The following is a 19,953-nucleotide window of genomic DNA, read 5'->3' as shown; positions in this document are numbered from 1 at the left end:
GGCCTCGGACCGCGCGGTTCACGGGGCGGTTGACATGGTTTGGATTACCAACCATTATGAAGTCGTTGGGATTACAAACTAAGTGTCCGGCTCAGGCCGTCCCCGACGCCTCGTCCATCCTCATGCAAGGAGACTTGTCATGCCCTCAATCCTGGCCAGGCGCCGAGTGGCGGCCCTGGTCGCCGCAACGGCGACGTTAGCGTTCAGTGCGGTCGTCAGCTCTTCCGTCCAGGCTGTCTCCTCCGCGGCACCGACTGCCACGTCGGGGATCCCGGCGCTTGTCGACCCCGCGGCCGACCTCGGCCGGCACGCACCGGGGCCCCAGCAGACCTGGTTCGACTCGATCTACTTCACCAGTTCGGTGCGGGCCAACGGTCAGGAGTTCGGCCTTCAGGTCCACACGCGCATCCTCCCGAACCGGGACGAGGCCGCGTATCGCTGGACGTTCTCGGTGATCAACAAGACGACCGGGTGGTACAGGGACTACGACGCGATGGTCGAGCAGAAGGACTATCGGTGGAGCGAGGGCAAGCTCGACATCAAGGCGCCAGGGCTGAGCTGGACGGGTGACGCAGTCCGTCAGTCGGTGCAGGTCGAGACGCCCTGGGGATCCCTCGACGTCCAGCTGGCGCCCACCGGCCCCGCCATGAACTACGCGTCGACCGGCATTTTCAACCTGGCCGACGGCGTGCCGAACTACGAGTTCGCACTCCCGGAGATGCAGACGTCCGGAACGCTCGTCGTCGACGGCAGGAAGCACCAGATCAGGGGCACCTCCTGGCTGGACAGGCAATGGGGCGAGATGCCGACGTCGCTGCTGCGGTGGACGTGGATGAACCTCGGCATGCCCAACGGCGACAAGATCGCCATCTGGGACACGATCGGCGCCGAATCCAAGGACAGCTGGGCGACGGTTCTCCATCCGGACGGCTCCTACGACGTGGTCGACGTCGAGCCGGTCGCGCAGGGCGCCTCCCGGCAGTGGACCAGTCCGGCAACTGGCCAGACGTACCCCACTCGTTGGCGCATCAGGATTCCCGCCCTCCAGACCGAACTCGACGTGCGGGTCACCGGAAATCCGGACCAGGAGATCCAGACTCCCGACGGGGGCGGCTACCTGGAGGCGACGGCGGCCTTCACCGGCAAGTACAACGGCAAGAACGTCCGTGGCGAGAACTACGTCGAGATGACCGGCGAGTGGAAACCCTGATCACCGGCGAGATCATCCTCACCTGAGACCATCCCAATCAGCGCTCGGCGCTGTAGGCCCCGCGATCCCTGCCCCCTCGCCGGCGAAGGGGCAGGGATGCCGTGCGGACCTGTCAGCCAGGCGCCACGGCTACCCGCCGTCGGCCCGGAACTCGACCTGCGTCGTCAGTTCGTCCTCAGAACATGCCGTTGGGGTTGGCGGCCTTCGCCGGCACGGGCTGGATGACGTCCCAGTGCTCGACGACCTTGCCGTTCTCCAGGCGGAAGTAGTCGGCGAGTGCCTGCCCGGGGTTGTCCGGGTTGCCCGGCTCCAGGTCGAGGTGGGAGTGGGTGACGACCAGGTCGCCCTCGGCGATGATGCGCTTGATGTCCAGCCGCAGGTTGGGGAACTCACCACGCAGGTAGTGCACGAAGCCGATGAACGCCTCCGGCCCGTCCTCGGCCTCGGGGTTGTGCTGGACGTAGGTCGGTCCGAAGTGGTCGGCGACCGCCTTCTCGGGGTTGCCGTTGAACGCCGTCTGGTAGTAGTCGACGACGACCTGCTTGTTGTGTTCGAGATCGGACATCGTTGGCTCTCTCTCCAAAGGGTTCCCGAGAGCGCTTCGATGACGGAAAAGCAGTCGGGAACCCGTGATGTGCGGGTATGCCCACGCGCCGAAGACAACTGCCTGGGCGGGCAGTCGGCGCTAGTACTACTTTCCGTTGCGATCGAACGGCAGAATCTTGCGCACGAACTATCTCAGTCGGTACGCACCGTCCAATTGCGACACAACGTTACCGAGACGACGCCGGGTCGGCAAGCGGCCGGCTTCGGTTGCGAGATGCACCACAGCGGCGCGGCACGGACATGGTGGGAGCGCTCTACCGCGTCTGCCGCGCGCTCGAGTCACGTTTGCCGGCCGTTCGTCAGCGTCGCGGGGCGAGACCGGTCACGGCCAGCTGGAACAGTCGGTTGGCCTGGGCGGCGGGGGCGGGGTGGTGCTCGGTGGCCAGGACGATGCCCACGATCAGTGTGATCAGGTCGGTGACGGTGGCGTCCGCGGCCACGGCGCCCTGCTGTGCGGCTCGGCGCAGCAGCGGTTCTGCCGCTTCCTCCAGTGCCGCTGTGCAGGAGTTCTCCTGCGCCGGCTCGGTCTGCGTGCCGTCGTAGGCCAACGCTGCCGCCAGCCCGCGAACGGTGACCGCGTGGGTCAGGACCTCGGTCAGCCATTCCAGCAGCGCGTCCCGGCTGTCCCCGGTGCCGGTCAGCTCGTGGGCGCGGGTGGCCAGCGCTTCGATCCGTTGCCGTGACACGGCTTCCAGCAGTGCGCGGCGGGTGGGGAAGTGGCGGCGCACCGTTGCCGAGCCGACTCCGGCGACGCGGGCGATCTGTTCCAGTGACGCGCTGCCGCCGTGCTCGGCCACTTCCGACTCGGCCACGGCGAGGATGTGCGCGTAGTTGCGCCGGGCGTCGGCGCGTTGACGGTCGGCCATGATCGATCTCCTGCTTGCTAAATGGCGGGGCCCGCCATATCGTAGCGGCAGCTAAACGGCGGGGTCCGCCGTTTAGGGTTCGAGTCGATGAGGAGCATCATGTCCGCAACGTCAGCGCCCGTTCTCGTCACCGGTGCCACGGGTAAACAGGGCGGAGCCGTGGTGCGCGCTCTGCGTGCCGCCGATGTGCCAGTCCGTGCACTCGTGCGCGATCCAGCCACCGATCGGGCCAAGGCCGTCGCGGCGCTCGGCGCCGAGCTGGTCACCGGCGACCTGCACGACCGCGACTCGGTGGTCCGTGCCGCAGACGGTGCTCGCGCTGTCTTCTCCGTGCAGATGCCCGCCCTGAGCGCCGACGGCGTCGATTTCGCCGGGGAGGTGACGCAGGGCGTCAACCTCATCGAGGGCGCCAGGACCGCGGGCGTGCGGCAGTTCGTGCACACCTCCGTCGACGGCGCGGGGCAGCACACTCGGGTTCCCGGCTGGGCGGAAGGTCGTTGGGACTTCATGAAGCCCACGCTGAATGCCAAGGCCGAGATCCAGGACCGGCTACGTGAGGCGGATTTCGAGCGCTGGACGCTGCTCAAGCCCGGATTCTTCATGGAGAACCTCCTGCCTTCCGCGGCGTTCCTGTTCCCGCGCGGGGTCGAGGGCGGCCTGGTGACCCTGCTGAAACCGGACACGCGGTTGTCCCTCGTCGCGGTGGAGGACATCGGCGCGGCCGCGGCTGCCGCCATCGCCGAACCGGAGCGTTTCCACAAGGTCGAGTTGGAGCTGGCGAGCGACTACCTGTCGATGACGGAGATCGCCGAGGTGCTGTCCCGCGCGCTCGGTGCGCCGCTGTCCGCGCCGAACATGACCGAGGAGCAGGCAGTCGCCGCCGGTATGCCGGCGATGGGCGTTGTGCACGAATGGATGAACGCCAACGGCATGGCTGGCCGCCCGCAGTACGCGCGCGATCTCGGCATTCCTCTCACCGGCTTCGCGGAATGGGCACGGGACCGTATGCGTGCTGAAGCCTGATTCCGGTTCAGGCGGCAGTTGTCAGGGTGATTGGTAATGCAAACCATGCCAAGTAGGATCGCGGCATGAAATCTGACGACGCGCTCGAGGACGCACTCGTCCGGACGTCCTTCCGGGTGATGGCGGTGCTCACCCGCATCGGCTCGGAGCACGACCTGTCCCTGACGCAGCTGCGGCTGCTGGGCCTCCTGCGGGACCGCCGGCCACGTATGTCCGATCTGGCGGCGTTCCTGGGGCTGGACAAGTCCACGATGTCCGGCCTCGTCGAACGAGCCGAGCGCCGAGGTCTCGTGGCACGGGGCAAGTCGCCGGATGATCGCCGCGTCGTCGACGTGTTCATCACTCCGATGGGCAGCGAACTCGCGGAACGGCTGCAAGAGGAGGTTCGTGCGGCTCTTGCGCCCTTCACGGACCGTCTACGAGCGGATGACCGTCACTCGCTCACGGAACTGCTCAACGCCGTGTCCGGTACGACAGGGGCGACGAACGCGCTGTAGCCGCGCGTGATCTCCGTGAAGACCGCCTTGAACTCGTAGAACCGCTCGCGGCCGACGAGTTCGGCGAGCCGTGCCTCGATCTCGGAGACGATCCTCCTGGCCTGAGCCATCTGGTCGAGGCCGAGTTCGGTGGGTACGACCAGCTTCGCCCTGCGGTCCGCGGGGTCGGGCCGGCGGGCGACGTAGCCGAGGCGTTCGAGCTCGTCGATCAGCGTGCCGACGACCTGCTTGTGCTGGCCCGAGCGTTCGGACAGCTCGCTCGCGCGCGTGCCGTCCTTGTCGACGTAGGCCATGACGGCGCCGTGGCGCGGGCGCAGGTGCTCGTGGCCTGCCTCAGCGAGGCGGGTGAAGAGCTCTTTCTGGAACCCGGAGAGCAGGTGCGCGGAAAGGACGCCGACGTCTGGCATGGGGGCGATGTTAACCCGACGGCGGCCGAGTCCGAAGAGGACGGACGAACTCGGCACGCCTGTCTCTCGGGTCAGACCTTGGGCTCGTACAGGCTGAACGGCGTGCCCTGGTCGTCCGCGCAGTGGGCGATGCGGCCGACGTCCGGCACGGTCTGGACGTCGTCGCTCTTGCCGCCGAGTTCGGCGACCTTGCGCACGGACGCGTCGATGTCCGTGGTGTGGAAGTAGATCCGCGGCTGGGTGAGCTGGGCGTCGCGGACCGCGATCGCGCCGGCCGCGCCGTTCGTGACCATGTGGTAGTCCTCGCCCATGGGGCTGGTTTCCCAGCCGAACACGCCCGCGTAGAACGCCCGTGCCCGCGCGGTGTCCTCGGCGGGCAGCTCGAACCAGTTGACCTGTCCGGACATCTCGATCGCTCCTTCGGTTGCCGTGACTTACGAGCGAAGGACGATCGAATGCGCCGGAACTCGACATCAGCCGCCGAGATTCTTCCGGCCCTGGTCGTAGTGGTCGAGCCGCATCAGGAGACCTCCAGGGAACGCAGGCGTCCGGCGAGGAAACGGCGATCGGCCGGGTTCGCCGCCAGTTCGCAGGCCAGCCGGTACGCCACAACGGCTTCGGACCGCCGGCCCAGGCGCCGCAGCAGGTCGGCGCGGGCGGAGTGCAGCAGGTGGTAGGAGTCGAGTCCGGTGATCCGGTCGATCAACTCAAGTCCCGCCAGCGGTCCGTCGGTCATCGCGACGGCGACCGCGTGGTTGAGCTCGATCACCGGAGTCGGTGCCACCGCGAGGAGTTCGGCGTAGAGGGCCGCCACGCGTGCCCAGTCCACCGGGTCCTGGACGTGCAGGGCGGCGATCACGGCGTGCAGCACGTACGGGCCGGGTGAGCCGAAGCGCAGCGCCCGGTCAAGCAGTGCCATGCCTTCCGAGATCTCGTCGGCGTTCCAGAGCGTCCGGTCCTGGTCCTCGAACAGCACGAGATCGCCGTCGGCGTTGACCCGTGCGGCGCTGCGCGAGTCGTGCAGCAGCATCAGCGCCACCAGGCCGTGCGCCTCCGGTTCGTCGGGCATCAGCGTGGCCACGAGCTTGCCCAGCCGCAACGCTTCCAGCCGCAGCGAGGCGTCCGCCGTCGTGTAGCCGCGCGTGAAGATCAGGTAGAGGACGCCGAGCACGCCCTGCAGCCGTTCGGGCAGCAGGTGGTCGGCGGGCACCTCGAAGGTGATCCCGGCGTCGCGGATCTTGCGCTTGGCCCTGACCAGCCGCTGGGCCAGCGCGGGTTCGGCGACGAGGAACGTCCTGGCGATCTGCGCGGCGGTGAATCCTGCGACCGCCTGGAGTGTGAGCGCTAACCGCGCGTCCTCGGCGAGCGCCGGGTGGCAGCAGGTGAAGATCAGGCTCAGGCGTTCGTCGCCCAGGTCGACGAGCTGCTTCTCCGTCATCGTGATCGGCGCGGGCGGTGTGGGCAGCTTCGTGCGGGCCATCTGGGCGTGCCGCAGCCGGTCCAGCGCGTGGTTGCGGGCGACGGTGAGCAGCCAGGCGAACGGGTCGTCCGGCACTTGTGAACGTGGCCATTTCCGCAACGCCTGCGAGCACGCCTCCTGCAGCGCGTCCTCGGCCAGTTCGAAGTCGCCCAGCGCCCGCACCAACGCCGCGAGCATCCGGCTCCGGTGCTCGCGGTACACCCGTTCGACCGCCGCCGACGCGAGGTCGCTCATGCCACCCCGTGGTTCAGGCCGGGGATGTGGTCGACGGGGCGCACCTCGATCGTCGAGCCGAAGTGCGCCTGCGGGATCATCTCGGCCAGTTCCAGCGCCTCGTCGAGGTCGCGGCAGTCGAGCAGGTAGTAACCGCCGAGGTGCTCGTGGGTCTCGGCGAACGGCCCGTCGGTGAGCAGCGCCTTGCCGTCCCGCACCCGCACCGTGGTCGCGGTGGTGACGGGTTTCAGCGGGTCACCGGCCACGAACGCGCCCCGGCGCCGGCACTCGTCGGCGAACGCGTTGACCCGCGTGAGGATCTCCTCGAACCGCGGGTCACCGGGGTGCGGGCGGTCTTTGCAGTTATAAATGAGAAACATGTAATGCATGCGTGCCCTCCAGTCGTCGATCCAAGGACGAACGAGACCTCCGGAAGTCGACATTCGAGCACGCGGTGTTTCTCACGGCGCGGCGAGCGCCTCCGTCGGGGTGAGCCGCGACGCCCGCACCGCCGGGTATACCCCGGCCACGACGCCCGTCACCACGGCGGCGCCGAGCCCGGCCAGGACCATCTCCGCCGGGATCACCGCGGGCCAGTTGTGCGCGAACGCGTACCCGGCCGTCCCCGTGAGCCCCAACAACACTCCCGCGACGCCGCCGAGCAGGCACAGCACGACCGACTCGGTCAGGAACTGGGTCCTGATCTGCCCGCGGTGGGCGCCCAGCGCCCGGCGCAGCCCGATCTCGCGCTTGCGTTCCAGCACGGAGATCACCATCGTGTTCGCGACCCCGATGCCGCCGACCAGCAGAGCCACCCCGGCCAGGCCCAGCATCAGCGCCGAGAAGGTGTTCTCGGTGAGCCGCTTGGCCGTGAGCGCGTCGGACGGCCGGCTGACCCGTACCTGCGACGGCTGCTCCGGGTGGACGGTCTGCGGCAACACCGCCCGCACGTTGTCGATCGCCGGCTCCTCCGCCCGCAGGTAGAGCACCGTGGGCCGCTGGTCGAAGCCGAGGCTCCTCGCCGACTCCCACCCGACGAGCGCCGACCGTTCGACGTCGGGCGCGAGCGGCAGGGGAGCGAGGATCCCGATCACCGTGAACCACGTGTCGTTGATCCTGACCTGTGCGTCCGGGGCGGTGATGCCGAGCCGCGCCGCGGCGACGTCGCCCAGCACGACGGCCGGGAACTTCTCGGTGGCCTCGTTGAGGAACGTGCCAGTCCGAACGCGTCCGTTGAGCGTGTCCAGGAGGTTGAGCCGGGAGGCCAGCACGGTCAACCCGGACGTCTCCGAGTCCGGGATCCGGTCCGAACGGCGGATCACGGCGTGCGTGTTCGCCACTGAGCTGACCTCGTCGGCCGGCCCGATGCGTTCCACCATCGCGACGGAGTCCGGCGGCAGTGAGGCGGGCTCGTCGTTCAGACCGGTGGCGGCCTCGGCGCGCAGTAGGTTGGTGCCCAGCGCGTCGAACTCCTCCATCAGCGCGGCGCGGCTCGACGCCGGGATGCCGGTGACCACGACCAGCGTCGCGATGCCGATGGAGATGCCGAGCGCGGACAGCACGGCCCGCATCGGCCTGGTCCGCAGCGGGGACAGGCCGAGCAGCAGGAGATCGGCCGGGCTGAGCCTGGTCGGTTTCACGCTCACACCGGCACCTCCGCCCGGATTCGGCCGTCGCGGATCTCCACCTGGCGCGGCAGCCTCGCCGCCACCTCTCGGTCGTGGGTGATGACCGCGAGCGTCGTGCCCTCGCCGTTCAGGTCGAGCAGCAGGTCCAGCACGGCGCGCCCGGTCGCCGTGTCGAGGGCGCCGGTCGGTTCGTCGGCGAGCACCAGCGCGGGGCGGTTCACCACGGCGCGGGCGATGGCGACGCGCTGGCGTTCACCGCCGGAGAGTTCGTGCGGGCGGTGCCTGAGGCGATGGCCCAGCCCCACGCGGGTCAACGCCTCGGTCGCCATCGCGGCCCGCCACTTACGCGGCGTGCCTGCGTAGAGCAGGCCGGTTGCGACGTTGTCGATGGCGGTGAGGCCGTCCGCGAGGTGGAACTGCTGGAACACGAACCCGATCCGCCGGCCGCGCAACGCCGACAGCCGGCGGTCGGACAGCGTGGCGATGTCGTGCCCGTCCAGCATCACCGTGCCGCTCGACGGCCGGTCGAGCGTGCCGAGCAGGTTGAGCAGCGTCGACTTGCCCGAGCCCGACGGGCCGACGATCGCGACCGCCTCACCCTCGTGCAGCGTCAGGGAAACGCTGTCCAACGCACGCACACCACCCGCGTACTCCTTGACGGCGTCCACGATCTGGAGAACCGGGGTCATGACGTCGTCACCACCTGCATGCCCTCGCTGACGCCGCCGCTGATCTCGACGAGCCCGCCGGCGAACAGGCCGGTCTTCACGGCGAGCAGCCCGCCCTCTTTGGTCTGCACCGCGTAACCGCCTTCCCGCAACGCCAGCAGCGCGGTCACCGGCACGGCCAGGACACCCGTCCGCGCGGTGCTCGTCAGCCTGATCCGCACCGGGCCCGAGTCGAACTCGCCGACCTCGCCGTCGAGACCGATGTCCACCGCGATCACCGCGGTCTCCTCGCCGTTGCCGTTCTTCTCGGACTTGGCCTCGGTGCTCACCGACCGCACGGTTCCCGCCGTCTCGGTGCCGTTGGGCAGCACGACGGTGACCTTCAGGTCCTTTGTGAACACTTCGGCCTGCCGCGCGTCGATCGAGGCGTCGACGGCCTTGCCCGTCGCGGTCACGCTCATCAGCGGGCCCTCACCAGACCCTGACAGCTTGGCGGCGACCGACTCGACCCGGACCTTGCCGGACAGCACGACGACGTCGCCAGGGTCGAGCACACCGCTCTCCTCGACCTTCTCGGCCTTCTGCCACCGCTTGACGGCGTCGATGGTGGCCTGCGTCAGTTCGTCCGCGGCACCGCCGAGTTTGTAACCGAGGGCGGCCAGGTTGTCCTTCACGATCTTGACGTCCGGGCCCTTGATGCCGACCTTGTCGAGCTTGCGCCACAACGGGGTCTCCCCGAAGAACAACCACACCGGACGATTGTCCACTTTGTACATCGCGGCGCCGCGGTCGACGGTCGCGCCGGGCGCGGGAAGCCAGGTGAGTGTGCCCGGCCGCCGCCCGGTCACCTCCTGCGGGGCGCCGAAACCGAGGGTGGCCTTGAACTCCCGGACGTCGGTCAGGTCGGTCTTCACCACGGCGACCGTCCGCGGCGCCGGTGGCTGCGCGGTCTGCGCGGGTGCGCGGCGCGTCCAAGTGAGCGCCAGCACCCCGCTGACGACAACCAGAGCGACGACTCCGGCGATGATCCACCGCCTCATTTGCGTCCACCGCCGAAGACTTCCTGCTCGCACTCCTTCTCGATCTGGTGGCGCTGCTCGTCCGGCAGGGTCTGCTCGCCGTCGTAGGTCCAGCTGCCAGGCTCGGTCTCGATGACCTTCATGCCGCGGCTGTTCAGGCACTGGACGTTCTTGTGCCAGTTGTCCGCGAACGCCGGGTTGCCGGAGTCCATCTCCCACGGCGGCAGCGGCCACTTCTTCGCGCACAGCTTCCGCGCCTCGTCGCTGTACTGCCCGCGCCCGGCCGGACCGGCTCCGGTGCCCGTCGCGTTCGGGTCCTTCTCGGCGAGGCAGGCGGTGTGAGCGTCGTACAACCGCTGCTTCTCCTCCTCGGTCATGTCCATGCGCAACCGCGGCTGCTCGCCGTCGGCCGGCGGAGCCGCGGCGGAGGAAGAGGCGACGGCCCCAGTGGACTGCAGGGACGCGACGTTCGAGGACGGCGGCGCGGCCTGGCTGCACGCGGAAAGCAGCAGCACGGCAGCGCCGATCGACAGCCTTGGGTTCATGGCGGCGATGCTGCCGGGCGGTTGTGAGGTAAATATGCGCTCAGCGTGCCGGGAGCGTGATCGTGAACGTGGTCCCGCGCCCCACCGTGCTCTCCACCGTGATGGCGCCACCGTGAGCGCTCACTATCGCGTGCACGATCGCCAGCCCGAGGCCGCTGCCGCCGGTGTCACGGGTGCGCGAGCGGTCCGCGCGCCAGAACCGGTCGAACACGTGCGGCAGGTCCTCGGCGGAGATGCCGGAGCCGGTGTCGGTCACCATGATCCTGCCCTCCGCCGAGACGAGACGGACCGTCCCGTCAGAGAGGGCGTGGCGGAAGGCGTTCGTGACGAGGTTGGTGAGCACCTGCCGCAGCCGCACCGGGTCCGCGGTCACCACCCCGCTGCCCTCCGCGATCAGGCCGGGATGCGCGGCGGCGAACTGGTCGAACAGTTCCCGCAGGTCGACGGGCTCGGGGTGCAGCCGCAGCTCACCGCTGTCGGCCAGCGCGAGATCCTGCAGGTCGTCGATGAGGTGCTGCAACACCAGAGCCTCGTCGAGCAACGACGTCAGCGTGGTCCGGTCCAGCACGACCACCCCATCGCGCGCGCCCTCCAGCCAGCTTCGGATCGTGCCGAGAGGATTGCGCAGCTCGTGCGAGATGTCGCTGGTCATCGCCTTGCGCTGGGTGTCGGTGCGGGCCCGGTGCGCGGCCATGTCGTTGAACGCCCGCGCGAGCTGGCCGATCTCGCTGCGCGACCTGATGTCGACCTGCGCGTCGTCGCCGTGCCGCAACCGCTCGGCGGCGGCTGTGAGCGTGCGCAACGGCCTGGTCATGCGCAGCGCGACGACCACGCTGACCCCGACCGTCAGGACCAGCACGACGGCGGCGACCAGCACGATCCGGCCGACGTCGAACCGCACGACCGTCGCCTGGGTGGTCCTGCCCGCGGCGTCGGTCACGAACAGCAGCGCAGGCGGTGCTACGTAAGGCCGCAGCTGAGCCTTGCGTGCGCTCGTCAGGCAGTCGGCGTTGGACGCGACGGGCTGCCACGACGCGTTCATCCTCAGCTGTTCGGCGGGCAGGCCGTGCTGCCGCAGGCAGTCGTTCACCCGGAGGCCGAGGTCGTCGAACGCGGCGGACTCGCCGAGTGTAAGCGTGCTCAGCCGGGTCTCGATCTCCTCGCACGAGGGCGTGACCGGGGAAGGACCCGTTCTGTCCACGTTCACGATCGGACGACCCCAGGCGGTCGTTGCCGTCTCCAGTTGGCCGGCCGTGCCACGGCACCGCGTCTGGTAGGCCTCCGCGTCCTGCGTCAGGCTCGCCTTCTCGCGGCCTGTGAGCTGGAACGGACCCGCGATCCTCGCGTCGATCCGGTCGGCGGGGGAGCCCGGGGCCTGGGCGAGGTCGAGCTCCAGCGGGTTGATCACCGCGGACGGCACGGCGGGCAACTGGCCGGGGTCGAGGTTCGTGCCGGTGTCGGCGATGACCTTGCGGTCGGCCGTGGTGAGGATCAACCGGCCCTTGCCCGGATGCAGCGCGACACCGTTCCAGTCGCGGTGCTCGACGGCGAACGTGATCAGCGTCTGGTAGGTGGCGGCGTCGCCGGCCAGCGCGTTCCCGAGCTCCTGCTTGATCGACGTCGACGTGCTCTGGGCGGCGAGCCACGCGGTCGCGGTGATCGAGCAGAGCGCGACGAGCACCGACGCGGCCAGCAGCCGCGCCAGGACGCTATGCACCTGCACCTGAACCGTCCACCAGCTTGTAGCCGACGCCGTGCACGGTCAGCAGGTACGCGGGCTTGCGCGGGTGGACCTCGATCTTCTTGCGCAGGTTCATGACGTGCGCGTCGATGGTGCGGGAGGTGATGTACCCGTCGAGCCCGTGCACGGCGCTGAGCAGCTGCGCGCGGCTGAACACCCGGCCGGGACTCGCCGCCATCGTGTGCAGGATCCGGAACTCCGAGGCGGTGCAGTCGGCCAGGTCGCCGCGCACCCGCACCTCATGGCGGTCGGGATCGATGACGAGCTCGCCGAGCGCGACGTCGTTCGCGGCCGTGCGCTGAACCCGCCTGAGCAACGTGTGCACCCGTGCCACCAGCTCGCGCGGGCTGTAGGGCTTGGTGACGTAGTCGTCGGCGCCGAGGCCGAGCCCGTGCAACAGATCGTCCTCTGTGGACCTGGCGGTGAGCATGAGCACGGGGATGTCGGTCTCGTTGCGCAGTGTCCGCACGACCTCCAGCCCGTCGACCTTCGGCATCATCACGTCGAGGACGAGCAGATCGGGCGGATCGCGGCGCACCTCTTCGAGCGCGGCGAGTCCGTCGTGGACGATCCGCACCAGGTAGCCCTCGTGGCGCAGGTATCTCCCGAGCATGTCGGCCTGCATCACGTTGTCCTCAGCCACCAGAACGCACATGCTCATGCGTCGCAACATAGCCACTCGCGCAGCCGCCGCACGGTATGAGGACTCGTTCCGCACAAGATCCTCACAACTGACTGCCACGGTCGGCGGCATGCGAATACTGAGCGTGGTCGTGTTGCTCGTCCTCGGCGTGCCGGGCGTGGCAGCGGCTTCTCCAGCAGGTTCCGACGTGGTCGTGCACGACCTCGACACGGACGGCGTGGCGGCCTACTGGACCCCCGAACGCATCGCGGCGATGCCGGTCGGACCACCCGCCCCACCCGAAACGCCTCCGGTGGACGACTCGACCGGCGCTCCGGCTCCGGACAGCCGCAGCATCGGCCGCCTGTTCTTCGTCGACCGCGACGGCGAGGACTCCAGCTGCACCGCGACCTCTGTGGTGAGCGCTAACAGGCGCACGGCGGTGACCGGCGGGCACTGCGTCCACACGGCGAACCTGATCGGCCAGGACCCGCGGTGGCACTCCAAGATGCTGTTCGTGCCGGGGTTCCGCGACGGTGCCCGGCCGTTCGGTGAGTTCGTGGTGCGCAAGGCGATCGTGAACAGGACGTGGATCACCGACGACCAGCAGTCCGAGTACGACCAGGCTTTCCTGGTGCTGGACAAGCCGTCGGCCGCGAGCGAGAACATCGCGTTCGGCAGGCGGGCGGACCGGTTCGCCCGCGAGTACGGCTATCCCCGTGCGGCGGGGCAGCCCGGCCACCAGGGCAGGCCAGAATTCACCGGCCAGCGGCTCGCGCAGTGCTGGGGAACGCCCGTCCTCAACCCCGGACACCCTGAACTGCCCTCGGAGAACGTTTGGGGCGTGCCGTGCGACATGGGCGGCGGGTCCAGCGGCGGGCCCAGGACCAGCGGCAACGCGGTTGTGGGCGTGAACATCCAGAGCTTCCGGGTGAACGCGGCCGGCGGGTACTGCGAGACGGAGCCGTGCGTGCGGCACCTCGGTGGGGCCCAGTTCAGCTGGAAGATCACCGCTCCGCTGTACCAGCGGGCGTCAACGACCCACTGATCGCGGAGACCAGCTCGTAGCTGCGACGACGGTCCGCGTGGTGGTAGACCGGCGAGGTGATCATCGGCTCGGACGTGCCGATCTCGTCGAGTACGGCCTGGAGCCTGCGCGAGACCATCCCGGGCCCGCCGACCAGCACGCGGCCGTCGTCGGGGAGCGTGGCCGCGTCCTGCGGGCTGGCGGCAGGATCCGGTCGCCTTCCTGGCGGCTGCGCACCCTCGTCCTGATCGGCCCGGCGAGCCACTCGGCCCGTTCGTCGTCCTCCGTGCAGATCACCGAGACGCTGACCAGATCGGCCTCGCTGGTCAGTTCAGGGCGGAGGTGCCGGGCGAACGCGAACCGCATGTCCAGCTCCGCAGCCGGCACCGAGGTGCTCGGCGACGAGCCCAGCAGCCACAGTTCCGGCACGTCGCCGCCTTTCATCGGCACCGGCAAGCGCAGCCCCATGTCCCCAGGGCTAGCAGCGTTCGTCGGTCTGTCCCCAGTAGACGTTGCCGTCGCCCCAAACCTCGCCATACGCGCGAGTGCACTTGGTGAGTGTGTTGGTGCCCTTGGACCAGACGTCCTGCTTGTTGCGCCCGTTGACGTTGCTGCCGTAGTCGCGGTCGCCGTTCACGACCATCGCGGCGCTGGAGCTGAAGCCACCGGGCTGCGCGGCGTAGGAGTCCCACACGTAGGTGTAGGCCCAGTTCTTGCCGCAGCCCTTGAACTGCTTCACCGAGGCGATGATCGTGCCGTTCTTCTTCACGTACCCGGTGGAGCCGATCTGCACGGTGCTCGCGCATCCCGGCGCGGACTCGGCCTGGGCCGTGCCCATGCAGGCCAGTGCCGACAGCGCCACGGCGGGCAGGAGCAACATCACTTTGCGCATGCCCCACGGTGACGCGGGCCGGTTAGCCGGCGGTAAAACGCCGGTTCGTCACACCTGGCCTTCGTGACCAGCCGTCATGGCTGGGCCGCGAGGTCCGAGGGATGCGTCGCCAGCGGCGTCACCTGCACCCGCATGTACTCCCACAGCGGTAACGACGACAGGAACGCGTGCAGCTCGTCGTTGGACGGCACGTCGAAGACGCTGATGTTGCTGTACTGCCCGACGACACGCCACAGATGTGGCCAGACACCCAGCTTCTGCAGCTCCAGCGCGCGTTCCTTCTCGGCGCGCACCAACTCGGCACGGTCGTTGGGGTCCATGCCGTGGGGCAGGGAGACGTCCATCCGCACGTGGAAGAGCACGGTCACCTCCTGGTGAAGGCCGCGACGGCCGCGGGTCCAGAGGGAATACCCGCCGCGGCCGCGATCGAAGCGATGGCCGCCGTCGCGCGCAGCCCGCCGGACTTGGCGGTCTTCAGCCAGAACACGTCCGCGGACCCTCACGCCCCGGACCACACCAGTGGGATGTCGCCGAGCAGCGTGAGCGTGGACGGGGGCATCGAGTGACGCGGGAGTTCGCCACATCGACGACCTGCGCCTAGCCCCGTGTGAGGCGCCACAGCACCACCCCCTCCGATCAGCGCTAACGTTGCCGTGAGGAGAGGGGTGGCTGATGACGCAGCAGCTCGACGAGGCCGAGTCGGTGTTCGCGGCGGCCCGGCCGAGGCTGTTCGGCATCGCCTACCGCATGACCAGCAGCGTGGCCGACGCCGAGGACCTGGTGCAGGAGGTGTGGCTGCGCTGGCAGCTCGCGGACCGCGCCGCCGTGCTCAACCCCGAGGCGTACCTGGCCACCGCGATCACCCGGCTCGCGATCAACGAGTCGCAGACCGCGCGGGCCCGCCGCGAGACCTACGTCGGGCCGTGGCTGCCCGAACCCGTCGACACCTCCGCGGACCCGCAGGTCGGGGCGGAGCAGGGCGCGGTGCTCGAACTCGCGGTGCTGATGCTGCTGGAGAAGCTGACCCCGACCGAACGCGCCGCGTACGTGCTGCGCGAGGCGTTCGACTACCCGTACCGGGAGATCGCCGAGATCGTGCAGACCAGCGAGGTCGCGACGCGCCAGCTGGTCAGCCGGGCGCGCAAGCACCTCGCGGACGAACGCCGGGTGCCCGTCGAGCGCGCGGACCAGCACAAGCTGCTGGAGGCGTTCGTGGCCGCGGCGCAGGCCGGTGACCTGGCGGCGCTCGAGAAGCTGTTCGCGCAGGACGTCGTGAGCTACTCGGACAGCAACGGCGCGATCCGGGCGGCCGGTCGCCCGCTGTTCGGCGCGGCCTCCCTGGCGAAGATCATCTCGGGCTGGGCACCGTCGTTCTGGGCCGGCTCCGAAACGTCGTTCGTCGAGGCGAACGGGCTCACCGCCGTGCGGCTGCGCAAGGCCGACGGCACCTACGCGGTGATCACCGTGACGGCGTCCGCGGAAGGCATCGACCAGGTGTTGTGGCTGGTCAACCCGGAGAAGCTGGCCGCGTTCCAGTAGGCCTGTCACAACTTCGGGCCCTGTCCTGTCTTAGCTCGTGAACACCCGCACGGGGCGGGGATCACGAGAGGGACGGGCCCATGAGGATCGTTGTCATCGGCGGCACCGGGTTGATCGGCAGCCAGGTCGTGAAGCGGCTCGGCGAGCACGGCCACGACGCTGTGCCGGCGTCCCCGAACAGCGGCGTCAACACGCTGACCGGAGAGGGCGTCGAGGAGGTGCTGAAGGGCGCCGACGTGGTGGTCGACGTGTCGAACTCGCCGTCGTTCGCCGACGACGACGTCATGAACTTCTTCACCACGGCCACGACGAACCTGGCCAAGGCCGCCGCCGAGGCGGGCGTCGGCCACTACGTCGCGCTGTCGATCGTCGGCACGGACGAGCTGCCCGAGTCCGGCTACCTGCGCGCGAAGGTCGCGCAGGAGAAGCTCATCAAGGAGTCGGGCCTCACGTACTCGATCATCCGCGCCACCCAGTTCTTCGAGTTCGCGGGTGCCATCGCGAACTCCGCCGAGCTGGACGGCGCCGTGCACCTCCCGCACGGTGGCGTCCAGCCGATCGCCGCGTCCGACGTCGCCGCGGTGGTCGCGCGGACCGCCGCGACCGAGCCGGTCAACGGCGTGCTGGAGATCGGCGGGCCGGAAGAGTTCACAATGGACGGTTGGATCCGCACGGTGCTGACGCAGCGCGAGGACCCGCGTGAGGTCGTCGGTGACCCGCAGGCCAAGTACTTCGGTACGTTGCTGACCGGCAAGCAGCTCGTGCCGAACGACGGCGCGCAGCTGCAGCCGACCAGCCTGCGGGAGTGGCTGGCAGCCGGGAACTGAACCTATGGGCCGGGACGCGGTCATCGCTTCCGAGTACATGGTCAAAGACCGGACGGGCGAGCCGCTCCCGCAGTAGGTTCGGGCGGGTGAACGAAGAAATCGCAAGAACGCTGCGCGGAACGCCGAGTCCCTTGGCGTTCCGCGCGCTTTGTGCTGCCGTGACGAGGTCCGGCGAGGATCTCCTTTCGTGGTGCGAAGAACAGCTGGCCTCCTGGCCGGACGACACCCGGCAGGCGCCGTACTCCTGGATCGCCGCGCTGCGGTCCGGTTTCACCAGACCGGTGTGGCCGCTGGTCCGCTCGCTCGACCTCGGCAGCGGTGTCCGCCAGGGGATGCGCGAACTGGAGCTGCCCGACCCGCGGACCTGTGCCGAGGTGCGTGCCGTCACCGACCTGAAGTTCACCCAGTACGGCCAACACCAGGTGGCGGCGTTCGCCGAGACCGCGGACCACTGGCAGAATCTGCGTTCGGTGGAGTTCGCTGGTCTGTGGGAGTACGACGAGGCACCGATGGCGCGGTTCGCGGCGAGCGAGGCGGTCTCCCGGTTGGAGTCGTTGACGGTCGTGCGGGTGCGGGACAGCCTGTGGGGCCTCGACAACCCGCCGCTGCGCATCGAGCGGCCGACCAGGCTCAAGCACGCCGGCCTGCTCGCGGCCGACCTGATCCACCTGCTGCGCAACGGTTTCGCGCCGGACCTGACCTCGGTCACCGTGCTCGTGCAGAGCGTTGACGAGGCACGTGAACTGGCCGGGTTCGAGGAACTCTCCGCCCTGGACCGGCTTGAGATCGGGTTCCGCTGCGGCAAGAACGCGATCGACGCGGACGAGATCGCGTCCGAGGAGTTCTTCTCCCGCGCGAAACTGGCGAACCTTCGCAGCCTCACCGTGCACGGGTCGGACATGAACAGGGGCGGCGCGCGCGGATTGACCGCGGCCGGCGGCGTGCTCGGGCAACTCACCGAACTGTCCCTCGCGGAACTGCCGGGCGGCGACGACGTGATCGCCCGCGTCCTCGGCGCCACCGAGGCCGCGATCATCGAGAAGCTCACGCTGACCGGCCTCGTCGCCACCGACCGCATCGCGGACGCGTTCGCCACCGAATACCCGAGGCTGGGTCACCTGGGGCTGCGCGGGAACTACCTCGGCCCGGACGGCGCGCGAAAGCTGCTCGCCGCACGCATGCCCGCACTCGAACACCTCGACCTCGGTTGTGTGAGCGCGTCCCCGCACTACAGCTGCGCGCGGCCACAGCCGATCGGCGATGCGGGTGCTCAGGCCGTGGCGCGGCACAAGGGCCTGAAGCGGGTGTACCTCTCGGCGACGGGTCTCACACCGGCCGGCCTTCGTCCGGTGCTGGAGCTGCCGCTCGAATTCCTGGACGTGTCGAGCAACCCGCTGGGCGACCTGCCGCAGCTCCCGGACGCACCCGCCTGGCGCACCCTCCGGACGCTGGTACTGGACGACTGCGCGTTCGGAGACCCGGCGTTGCTGCCACCGAACGTTCCTCACCTGGAGAGCATTTCCCTGGCGCACAACAACATCGGCTCCGATGGCGCGCGTGCGCTCGCCGGTTGGGCGGTGCTGCCGCAGCTGTGGGAACTGAACCTGCACGAGAACATCATCGGTGACGACGGCCTGGTCGATCTGGCCAGATCCCGCGCGGCACAACGACTTCTCGAACTGGACCTGGAACAGGACGTCCGGACCGCGCACCGCCGCCGCCACAGCGTGCCGCTGCCGGCCGAGGTCGTGGCGCTGGAGTCGTTCCCGAACCTGGACGCGCTGTACCTCGGCGTGATCGACGACTACCACGGTCATCGCAACTCGTGCGGGTTTCCGCGCGACCAGCTCGAAGAACTGATCAGGACCGGACGTCCCGAGCTGGCCGCGTTCCTCTCACACGTCGACCTCTTCAAGTACCTCCCCGGCGAGAACGAGGACTGGGACCCGGCGACGGAGGACTACCGCTCCGAACGCCTGACCCGGTACGCCGAGGAGTTCGCCGCCGCCGAGGAGTTCGCCCGCAAGGTGGTGTCGGGGGACCCTAGGGTCTGTATCGAAGTCCCGTTCGATACAGACCCTAGGGGGCGTCCCTGATGTGCTGGGGTGTTGCCGCCGCTTACCTTCCTGCACAAGCGAGGGAGGCCGCGATGAAGGCGATCGTCCAGGACAGATATGGCTCCGCGGACGTGTTGGAACTGCAGGAGGTCGAACGGCCCGTGCCCGCCGCCGGCGAGGTGCTGGTGCGGGTGCGGGCGTCGTCGGTGAACGCCGCCGACTGGCACATCATGCGCGGCGACCCGTACTTCGCACGGCTGTTCCTGGGGTTGAAGGGCCCGAAGACGCGGATCCGGGGGATGGACTTCGCGGGCGTGGTCGAGGAGACCGGGCCCGGTGTGGGCGGCATGGTGCAGGTCGGGGACGAGGTGTTCGGCGAGGTCGAGGGGTCCTTCGCCGAATACGTCCGGGTGCCCGCGAACCTGGTCCAGCACAAGCCGTCCAACCTCACGTTCGAGCAGGCGGCGACGCTCCCGCTGGCGGGCAACACCGCGTGGATGGGCCTGAAAGAACTGCGGGCCGGGCAGAAGGTGCTGATCAACGGCGCGTCCGGCGGGGTGGGGCTGATGGCGGTGCAGATCGCCAAGGCGCGCAAGGCGATCGTGACCGGTGTGTGCAGCACGCGCAACGTCGAGCAGGTCCGTTCGGTCGGCGCCGACCACGTCGTCGACTACCGCACGACGGACTTCACCCGCTCCGGGCAGCGCTACGACGTCGTCTTCGACCTGGTGGGGAACAGGTCGATGGGCGAGTTGCGGGCGTTGCTCGCCGACGACGGCACGCTGGTGCTGTCCGGCGGCGGCAGCTTCACCGGCGGCGTGTTGTTCGGGCCGTACCGGCTGATCATCCAGGGCAAGCTGCTCGCGTCGTTCTCGCGGCAGCGGCTTGTGGTGCTGGAAGCCAAGCCCAGCAAGGAGAACCTGGCCGCGCTCGGGGAACTCGCGGAGTCGGGGCAGCTCGTACCGGTGATCGAGCGGACCTACCCGCTGACCGACGTGGCCGACGCCATCCGGCACGTCGAGTCGGAACACGCGCGAGCGAAGGTCGTCGTCACGGCCTGAGCGCGTCGGCCGGACCGTTCAGCGG

At 69.3% G+C, this 19,953-nt stretch carries 24 protein-coding genes; 8 read left to right on the top strand and 16 right to left on the bottom strand.

The annotated features are described in order from the left end of the window. Positions 1 to 139: 139 nt before the first annotated feature. The gene (locus tag IG04_RS0122945) at positions 140 to 1,210 is read left to right on the top strand and encodes a lipocalin family protein (protein WP_030478754.1); all 1,071 of its coding nucleotides are present in this window, start codon (positions 140 to 142) and stop codon (positions 1,208 to 1,210) included. Between the two features lie 175 nt (positions 1,211 to 1,385). Here the strand turns inward: IG04_RS0122945 and IG04_RS0122940 are convergent, their stop codons facing one another. Together IG04_RS0122940 and IG04_RS0122935 are read right to left on the bottom strand one after the other, a co-directional pair. Then, positions 1,386 to 1,775 carry a nuclear transport factor 2 family protein gene (locus tag IG04_RS0122940; protein ID WP_030478753.1) on the bottom strand — a complete coding sequence of 130 codons (390 nt, stop codon included), beginning with the start codon at positions 1,773 to 1,775 and terminating at the stop codon, positions 1,386 to 1,388. A 340-nt stretch (positions 1,776 to 2,115) separates the two neighbouring features. Continuing rightward, on the bottom strand, positions 2,116 to 2,682 hold the full coding sequence (locus IG04_RS0122935; RefSeq protein WP_030478752.1) for a TetR/AcrR family transcriptional regulator: 567 nt from the start codon (positions 2,680 to 2,682) through the stop codon (positions 2,116 to 2,118). A gap of 99 nt (positions 2,683 to 2,781) precedes the next feature. Between IG04_RS0122935 and IG04_RS0122930 the strand changes: the two genes are divergently transcribed. Further along, on the top strand, positions 2,782 to 3,705 hold the full coding sequence (locus IG04_RS0122930) for an NmrA/HSCARG family protein (protein ID WP_030478751.1): 924 nt from the start codon (positions 2,782 to 2,784) through the stop codon (positions 3,703 to 3,705). A gap of 65 nt (positions 3,706 to 3,770) precedes the next feature. Next, positions 3,771 to 4,202: a MarR family winged helix-turn-helix transcriptional regulator gene (locus tag IG04_RS0122925; protein WP_030478750.1), complete on the top strand. Its 432-nt coding sequence runs from the start codon at positions 3,771 to 3,773 to the stop codon at positions 4,200 to 4,202. Here the strand turns inward: IG04_RS0122925 and IG04_RS0122920 are convergent. The 10 genes from IG04_RS0122920 to IG04_RS0122875 form a co-directional block, all read right to left on the bottom strand. After that, positions 4,139 to 4,609 (bottom strand): MarR family winged helix-turn-helix transcriptional regulator, encoded by a 471-nt coding sequence (locus IG04_RS0122920; RefSeq protein WP_051770457.1) that lies wholly within the window; start codon positions 4,607 to 4,609, stop codon positions 4,139 to 4,141. The genes IG04_RS0122925 and IG04_RS0122920 overlap by 64 nt on opposite strands. A gap of 71 nt (positions 4,610 to 4,680) precedes the next feature. Beyond that, positions 4,681 to 5,016 (bottom strand): VOC family protein, encoded by a 336-nt coding sequence (locus tag IG04_RS0122915; RefSeq protein WP_030478748.1) that lies wholly within the window; start codon positions 5,014 to 5,016, stop codon positions 4,681 to 4,683. Positions 5,017 to 5,129: 113 nt separating this feature from the next. Then, a complete protein-coding gene (locus IG04_RS0122910; RefSeq protein WP_030478747.1) occupies positions 5,130 to 6,323 on the bottom strand; it encodes an RNA polymerase sigma factor in 1,194 nt (397 codons plus the stop codon). Next, a complete protein-coding gene (locus tag IG04_RS0122905) occupies positions 6,320 to 6,691 on the bottom strand; it encodes a YciI family protein (protein ID WP_030478746.1) in 372 nt (123 codons plus the stop codon). Before IG04_RS0122905 ends, IG04_RS0122910 begins: the two co-directional genes overlap by 4 nt. A gap of 72 nt (positions 6,692 to 6,763) precedes the next feature. After that, positions 6,764 to 7,942, bottom strand: coding sequence for an ABC transporter permease (locus IG04_RS0122900; protein ID WP_030478745.1), 1,179 nt, complete (start codon positions 7,940 to 7,942; stop codon positions 6,764 to 6,766). A 2-nt stretch (positions 7,943 to 7,944) separates the two neighbouring features. Further along, positions 7,945 to 8,619 (bottom strand): ABC transporter ATP-binding protein, encoded by a 675-nt coding sequence (locus tag IG04_RS0122895; protein WP_030478744.1) that lies wholly within the window; start codon positions 8,617 to 8,619, stop codon positions 7,945 to 7,947. Further along, on the bottom strand, positions 8,616 to 9,638 hold the full coding sequence (locus tag IG04_RS0122890; protein ID WP_030478743.1) for a peptidoglycan-binding protein: 1,023 nt from the start codon (positions 9,636 to 9,638) through the stop codon (positions 8,616 to 8,618). The genes IG04_RS0122895 and IG04_RS0122890 overlap by 4 nt, the downstream gene beginning before the upstream one ends. Then, positions 9,635 to 10,162, bottom strand: a complete 528-nt coding sequence (locus tag IG04_RS0122885) for a hypothetical protein (RefSeq protein WP_144065316.1) — start codon at positions 10,160 to 10,162, stop codon at positions 9,635 to 9,637. Before IG04_RS0122885 ends, IG04_RS0122890 begins: the two co-directional genes overlap by 4 nt. Before the next feature lie 40 nt (positions 10,163 to 10,202). After that, positions 10,203 to 11,885 (bottom strand): sensor histidine kinase, encoded by a 1,683-nt coding sequence (locus IG04_RS0122880; RefSeq protein WP_030478741.1) that lies wholly within the window; start codon positions 11,883 to 11,885, stop codon positions 10,203 to 10,205. Beyond that, entirely contained in the window at positions 11,872 to 12,558 is a 687-nt protein-coding gene (locus IG04_RS0122875) for a response regulator transcription factor (protein WP_030478740.1), read from the bottom strand. The genes IG04_RS0122880 and IG04_RS0122875 overlap by 14 nt, the downstream gene beginning before the upstream one ends. A gap of 97 nt (positions 12,559 to 12,655) precedes the next feature. On the opposite strand from IG04_RS0122875, the gene IG04_RS0122870 reads away from it, so the two are divergent. Then, positions 12,656 to 13,573 (top strand): trypsin-like serine peptidase, encoded by a 918-nt coding sequence (locus IG04_RS0122870; protein ID WP_144065317.1) that lies wholly within the window; start codon positions 12,656 to 12,658, stop codon positions 13,571 to 13,573. 60 nt (positions 13,574 to 13,633) lie between these two features. Here the strand turns inward: IG04_RS0122870 and IG04_RS0122865 are convergent, their stop codons facing one another. The 4 genes from IG04_RS0122865 to IG04_RS48650 all read right to left on the bottom strand — a co-directional run bounded on the left by IG04_RS0122865 (position 13,634) and on the right by IG04_RS48650 (position 14,931). Continuing rightward, a complete protein-coding gene (locus tag IG04_RS0122865; RefSeq protein ID WP_030478738.1) occupies positions 13,634 to 14,020 on the bottom strand; it encodes an LLM class oxidoreductase in 387 nt (128 codons plus the stop codon). Between the two features lie 10 nt (positions 14,021 to 14,030). Beyond that, on the bottom strand, positions 14,031 to 14,444 hold the full coding sequence (locus tag IG04_RS44150) for a hypothetical protein (protein WP_030478737.1): 414 nt from the start codon (positions 14,442 to 14,444) through the stop codon (positions 14,031 to 14,033). Between the two features lie 74 nt (positions 14,445 to 14,518). Further along, complete coding sequence (gene catC, locus IG04_RS0122855) at positions 14,519 to 14,806, bottom strand: muconolactone Delta-isomerase (RefSeq protein ID WP_030478736.1); 288 nt, start codon at positions 14,804 to 14,806, stop codon at positions 14,519 to 14,521. A gap of 2 nt (positions 14,807 to 14,808) precedes the next feature. Further along, positions 14,809 to 14,931 (bottom strand): hypothetical protein, encoded by a 123-nt coding sequence (locus IG04_RS48650; RefSeq protein ID WP_276326696.1) that lies wholly within the window; start codon positions 14,929 to 14,931, stop codon positions 14,809 to 14,811. 185 nt (positions 14,932 to 15,116) lie between these two features. Here IG04_RS48650 and IG04_RS0122845 point away from each other — a divergent pair, with 185 nt between their 5' ends. From IG04_RS0122845 to IG04_RS0122830, 4 genes are all read left to right on the top strand, one after another. After that, complete coding sequence (locus tag IG04_RS0122845; protein ID WP_030478734.1) at positions 15,117 to 15,983, top strand: RNA polymerase sigma-70 factor; 867 nt, start codon at positions 15,117 to 15,119, stop codon at positions 15,981 to 15,983. 80 nt (positions 15,984 to 16,063) lie between these two features. Next, positions 16,064 to 16,810, top strand: coding sequence for an SDR family oxidoreductase (locus IG04_RS0122840; protein ID WP_030478733.1), 747 nt, complete (start codon positions 16,064 to 16,066; stop codon positions 16,808 to 16,810). 86 nt (positions 16,811 to 16,896) lie between these two features. Continuing rightward, positions 16,897 to 18,906, top strand: coding sequence for a leucine-rich repeat domain-containing protein (locus IG04_RS0122835; RefSeq protein ID WP_063758302.1), 2,010 nt, complete (start codon positions 16,897 to 16,899; stop codon positions 18,904 to 18,906). A gap of 53 nt (positions 18,907 to 18,959) precedes the next feature. Further along, positions 18,960 to 19,928 (top strand): NAD(P)-dependent alcohol dehydrogenase, encoded by a 969-nt coding sequence (locus tag IG04_RS0122830; protein WP_030478731.1) that lies wholly within the window; start codon positions 18,960 to 18,962, stop codon positions 19,926 to 19,928. The last annotated feature ends 25 nt before the right edge of the window (positions 19,929 to 19,953 follow it).

The sequence above is a fragment of the Lentzea albidocapillata genome (assembly GCF_000719115.1).
GTDB lineage: Bacteria > Actinomycetota > Actinomycetes > Mycobacteriales > Pseudonocardiaceae > Lentzea > Lentzea albidocapillata.
The sequence above is the reverse complement of the archived record's forward strand: the minus strand, read 5'-3'. Positions and strand labels throughout refer to the sequence as shown.

Excerpts from the sequence above, each read along its gene's own strand:
- IG04_RS0122945 (WP_030478754.1), top strand. The coding sequence starts at position 140 with ATGCCCTCAATCCTGGCCAGGCGCCGAGTGGCGGCCCTGGTCGCCGCA.
- IG04_RS0122940 (WP_030478753.1), bottom strand. The coding sequence starts at position 1,775 with ATGTCCGATCTCGAACACAACAAGCAGGTCGTCGTCGACTACTACCAG.
- IG04_RS0122935 (WP_030478752.1), bottom strand. The coding sequence starts at position 2,682 with ATGGCCGACCGTCAACGCGCCGACGCCCGGCGCAACTACGCGCACATC.
- IG04_RS0122930 (WP_030478751.1), top strand. The coding sequence starts at position 2,782 with ATGTCCGCAACGTCAGCGCCCGTTCTCGTCACCGGTGCCACGGGTAAA.
- IG04_RS0122925 (WP_030478750.1), top strand. The coding sequence starts at position 3,771 with ATGAAATCTGACGACGCGCTCGAGGACGCACTCGTCCGGACGTCCTTC.
- IG04_RS0122920 (WP_051770457.1), bottom strand. The coding sequence starts at position 4,609 with ATGCCAGACGTCGGCGTCCTTTCCGCGCACCTGCTCTCCGGGTTCCAG.
- IG04_RS0122915 (WP_030478748.1), bottom strand. The coding sequence starts at position 5,016 with ATGTCCGGACAGGTCAACTGGTTCGAGCTGCCCGCCGAGGACACCGCG.
- IG04_RS0122910 (WP_030478747.1), bottom strand. The coding sequence starts at position 6,323 with ATGAGCGACCTCGCGTCGGCGGCGGTCGAACGGGTGTACCGCGAGCAC.
- IG04_RS0122905 (WP_030478746.1), bottom strand. The coding sequence starts at position 6,691 with ATGCATTACATGTTTCTCATTTATAACTGCAAAGACCGCCCGCACCCC.
- IG04_RS0122895 (WP_030478744.1), bottom strand. The coding sequence starts at position 8,619 with ATGACCCCGGTTCTCCAGATCGTGGACGCCGTCAAGGAGTACGCGGGT.
- IG04_RS0122890 (WP_030478743.1), bottom strand. The coding sequence starts at position 9,638 with ATGAGGCGGTGGATCATCGCCGGAGTCGTCGCTCTGGTTGTCGTCAGC.
- IG04_RS0122885 (WP_144065316.1), bottom strand. The coding sequence starts at position 10,162 with ATGAACCCAAGGCTGTCGATCGGCGCTGCCGTGCTGCTGCTTTCCGCG.
- IG04_RS0122875 (WP_030478740.1), bottom strand. The coding sequence starts at position 12,558 with ATGTGCGTTCTGGTGGCTGAGGACAACGTGATGCAGGCCGACATGCTC.
- IG04_RS0122870 (WP_144065317.1), top strand. The coding sequence starts at position 12,656 with ATGCGAATACTGAGCGTGGTCGTGTTGCTCGTCCTCGGCGTGCCGGGC.
- IG04_RS0122865 (WP_030478738.1), bottom strand. The coding sequence starts at position 14,020 with ATGGGGCTGCGCTTGCCGGTGCCGATGAAAGGCGGCGACGTGCCGGAA.
- IG04_RS44150 (WP_030478737.1), bottom strand. The coding sequence starts at position 14,444 with ATGCGCAAAGTGATGTTGCTCCTGCCCGCCGTGGCGCTGTCGGCACTG.
- IG04_RS0122845 (WP_030478734.1), top strand. The coding sequence starts at position 15,117 with ATGACGCAGCAGCTCGACGAGGCCGAGTCGGTGTTCGCGGCGGCCCGG.
- IG04_RS0122840 (WP_030478733.1), top strand. The coding sequence starts at position 16,064 with ATGAGGATCGTTGTCATCGGCGGCACCGGGTTGATCGGCAGCCAGGTC.
- IG04_RS0122830 (WP_030478731.1), top strand. The coding sequence starts at position 18,960 with ATGAAGGCGATCGTCCAGGACAGATATGGCTCCGCGGACGTGTTGGAA.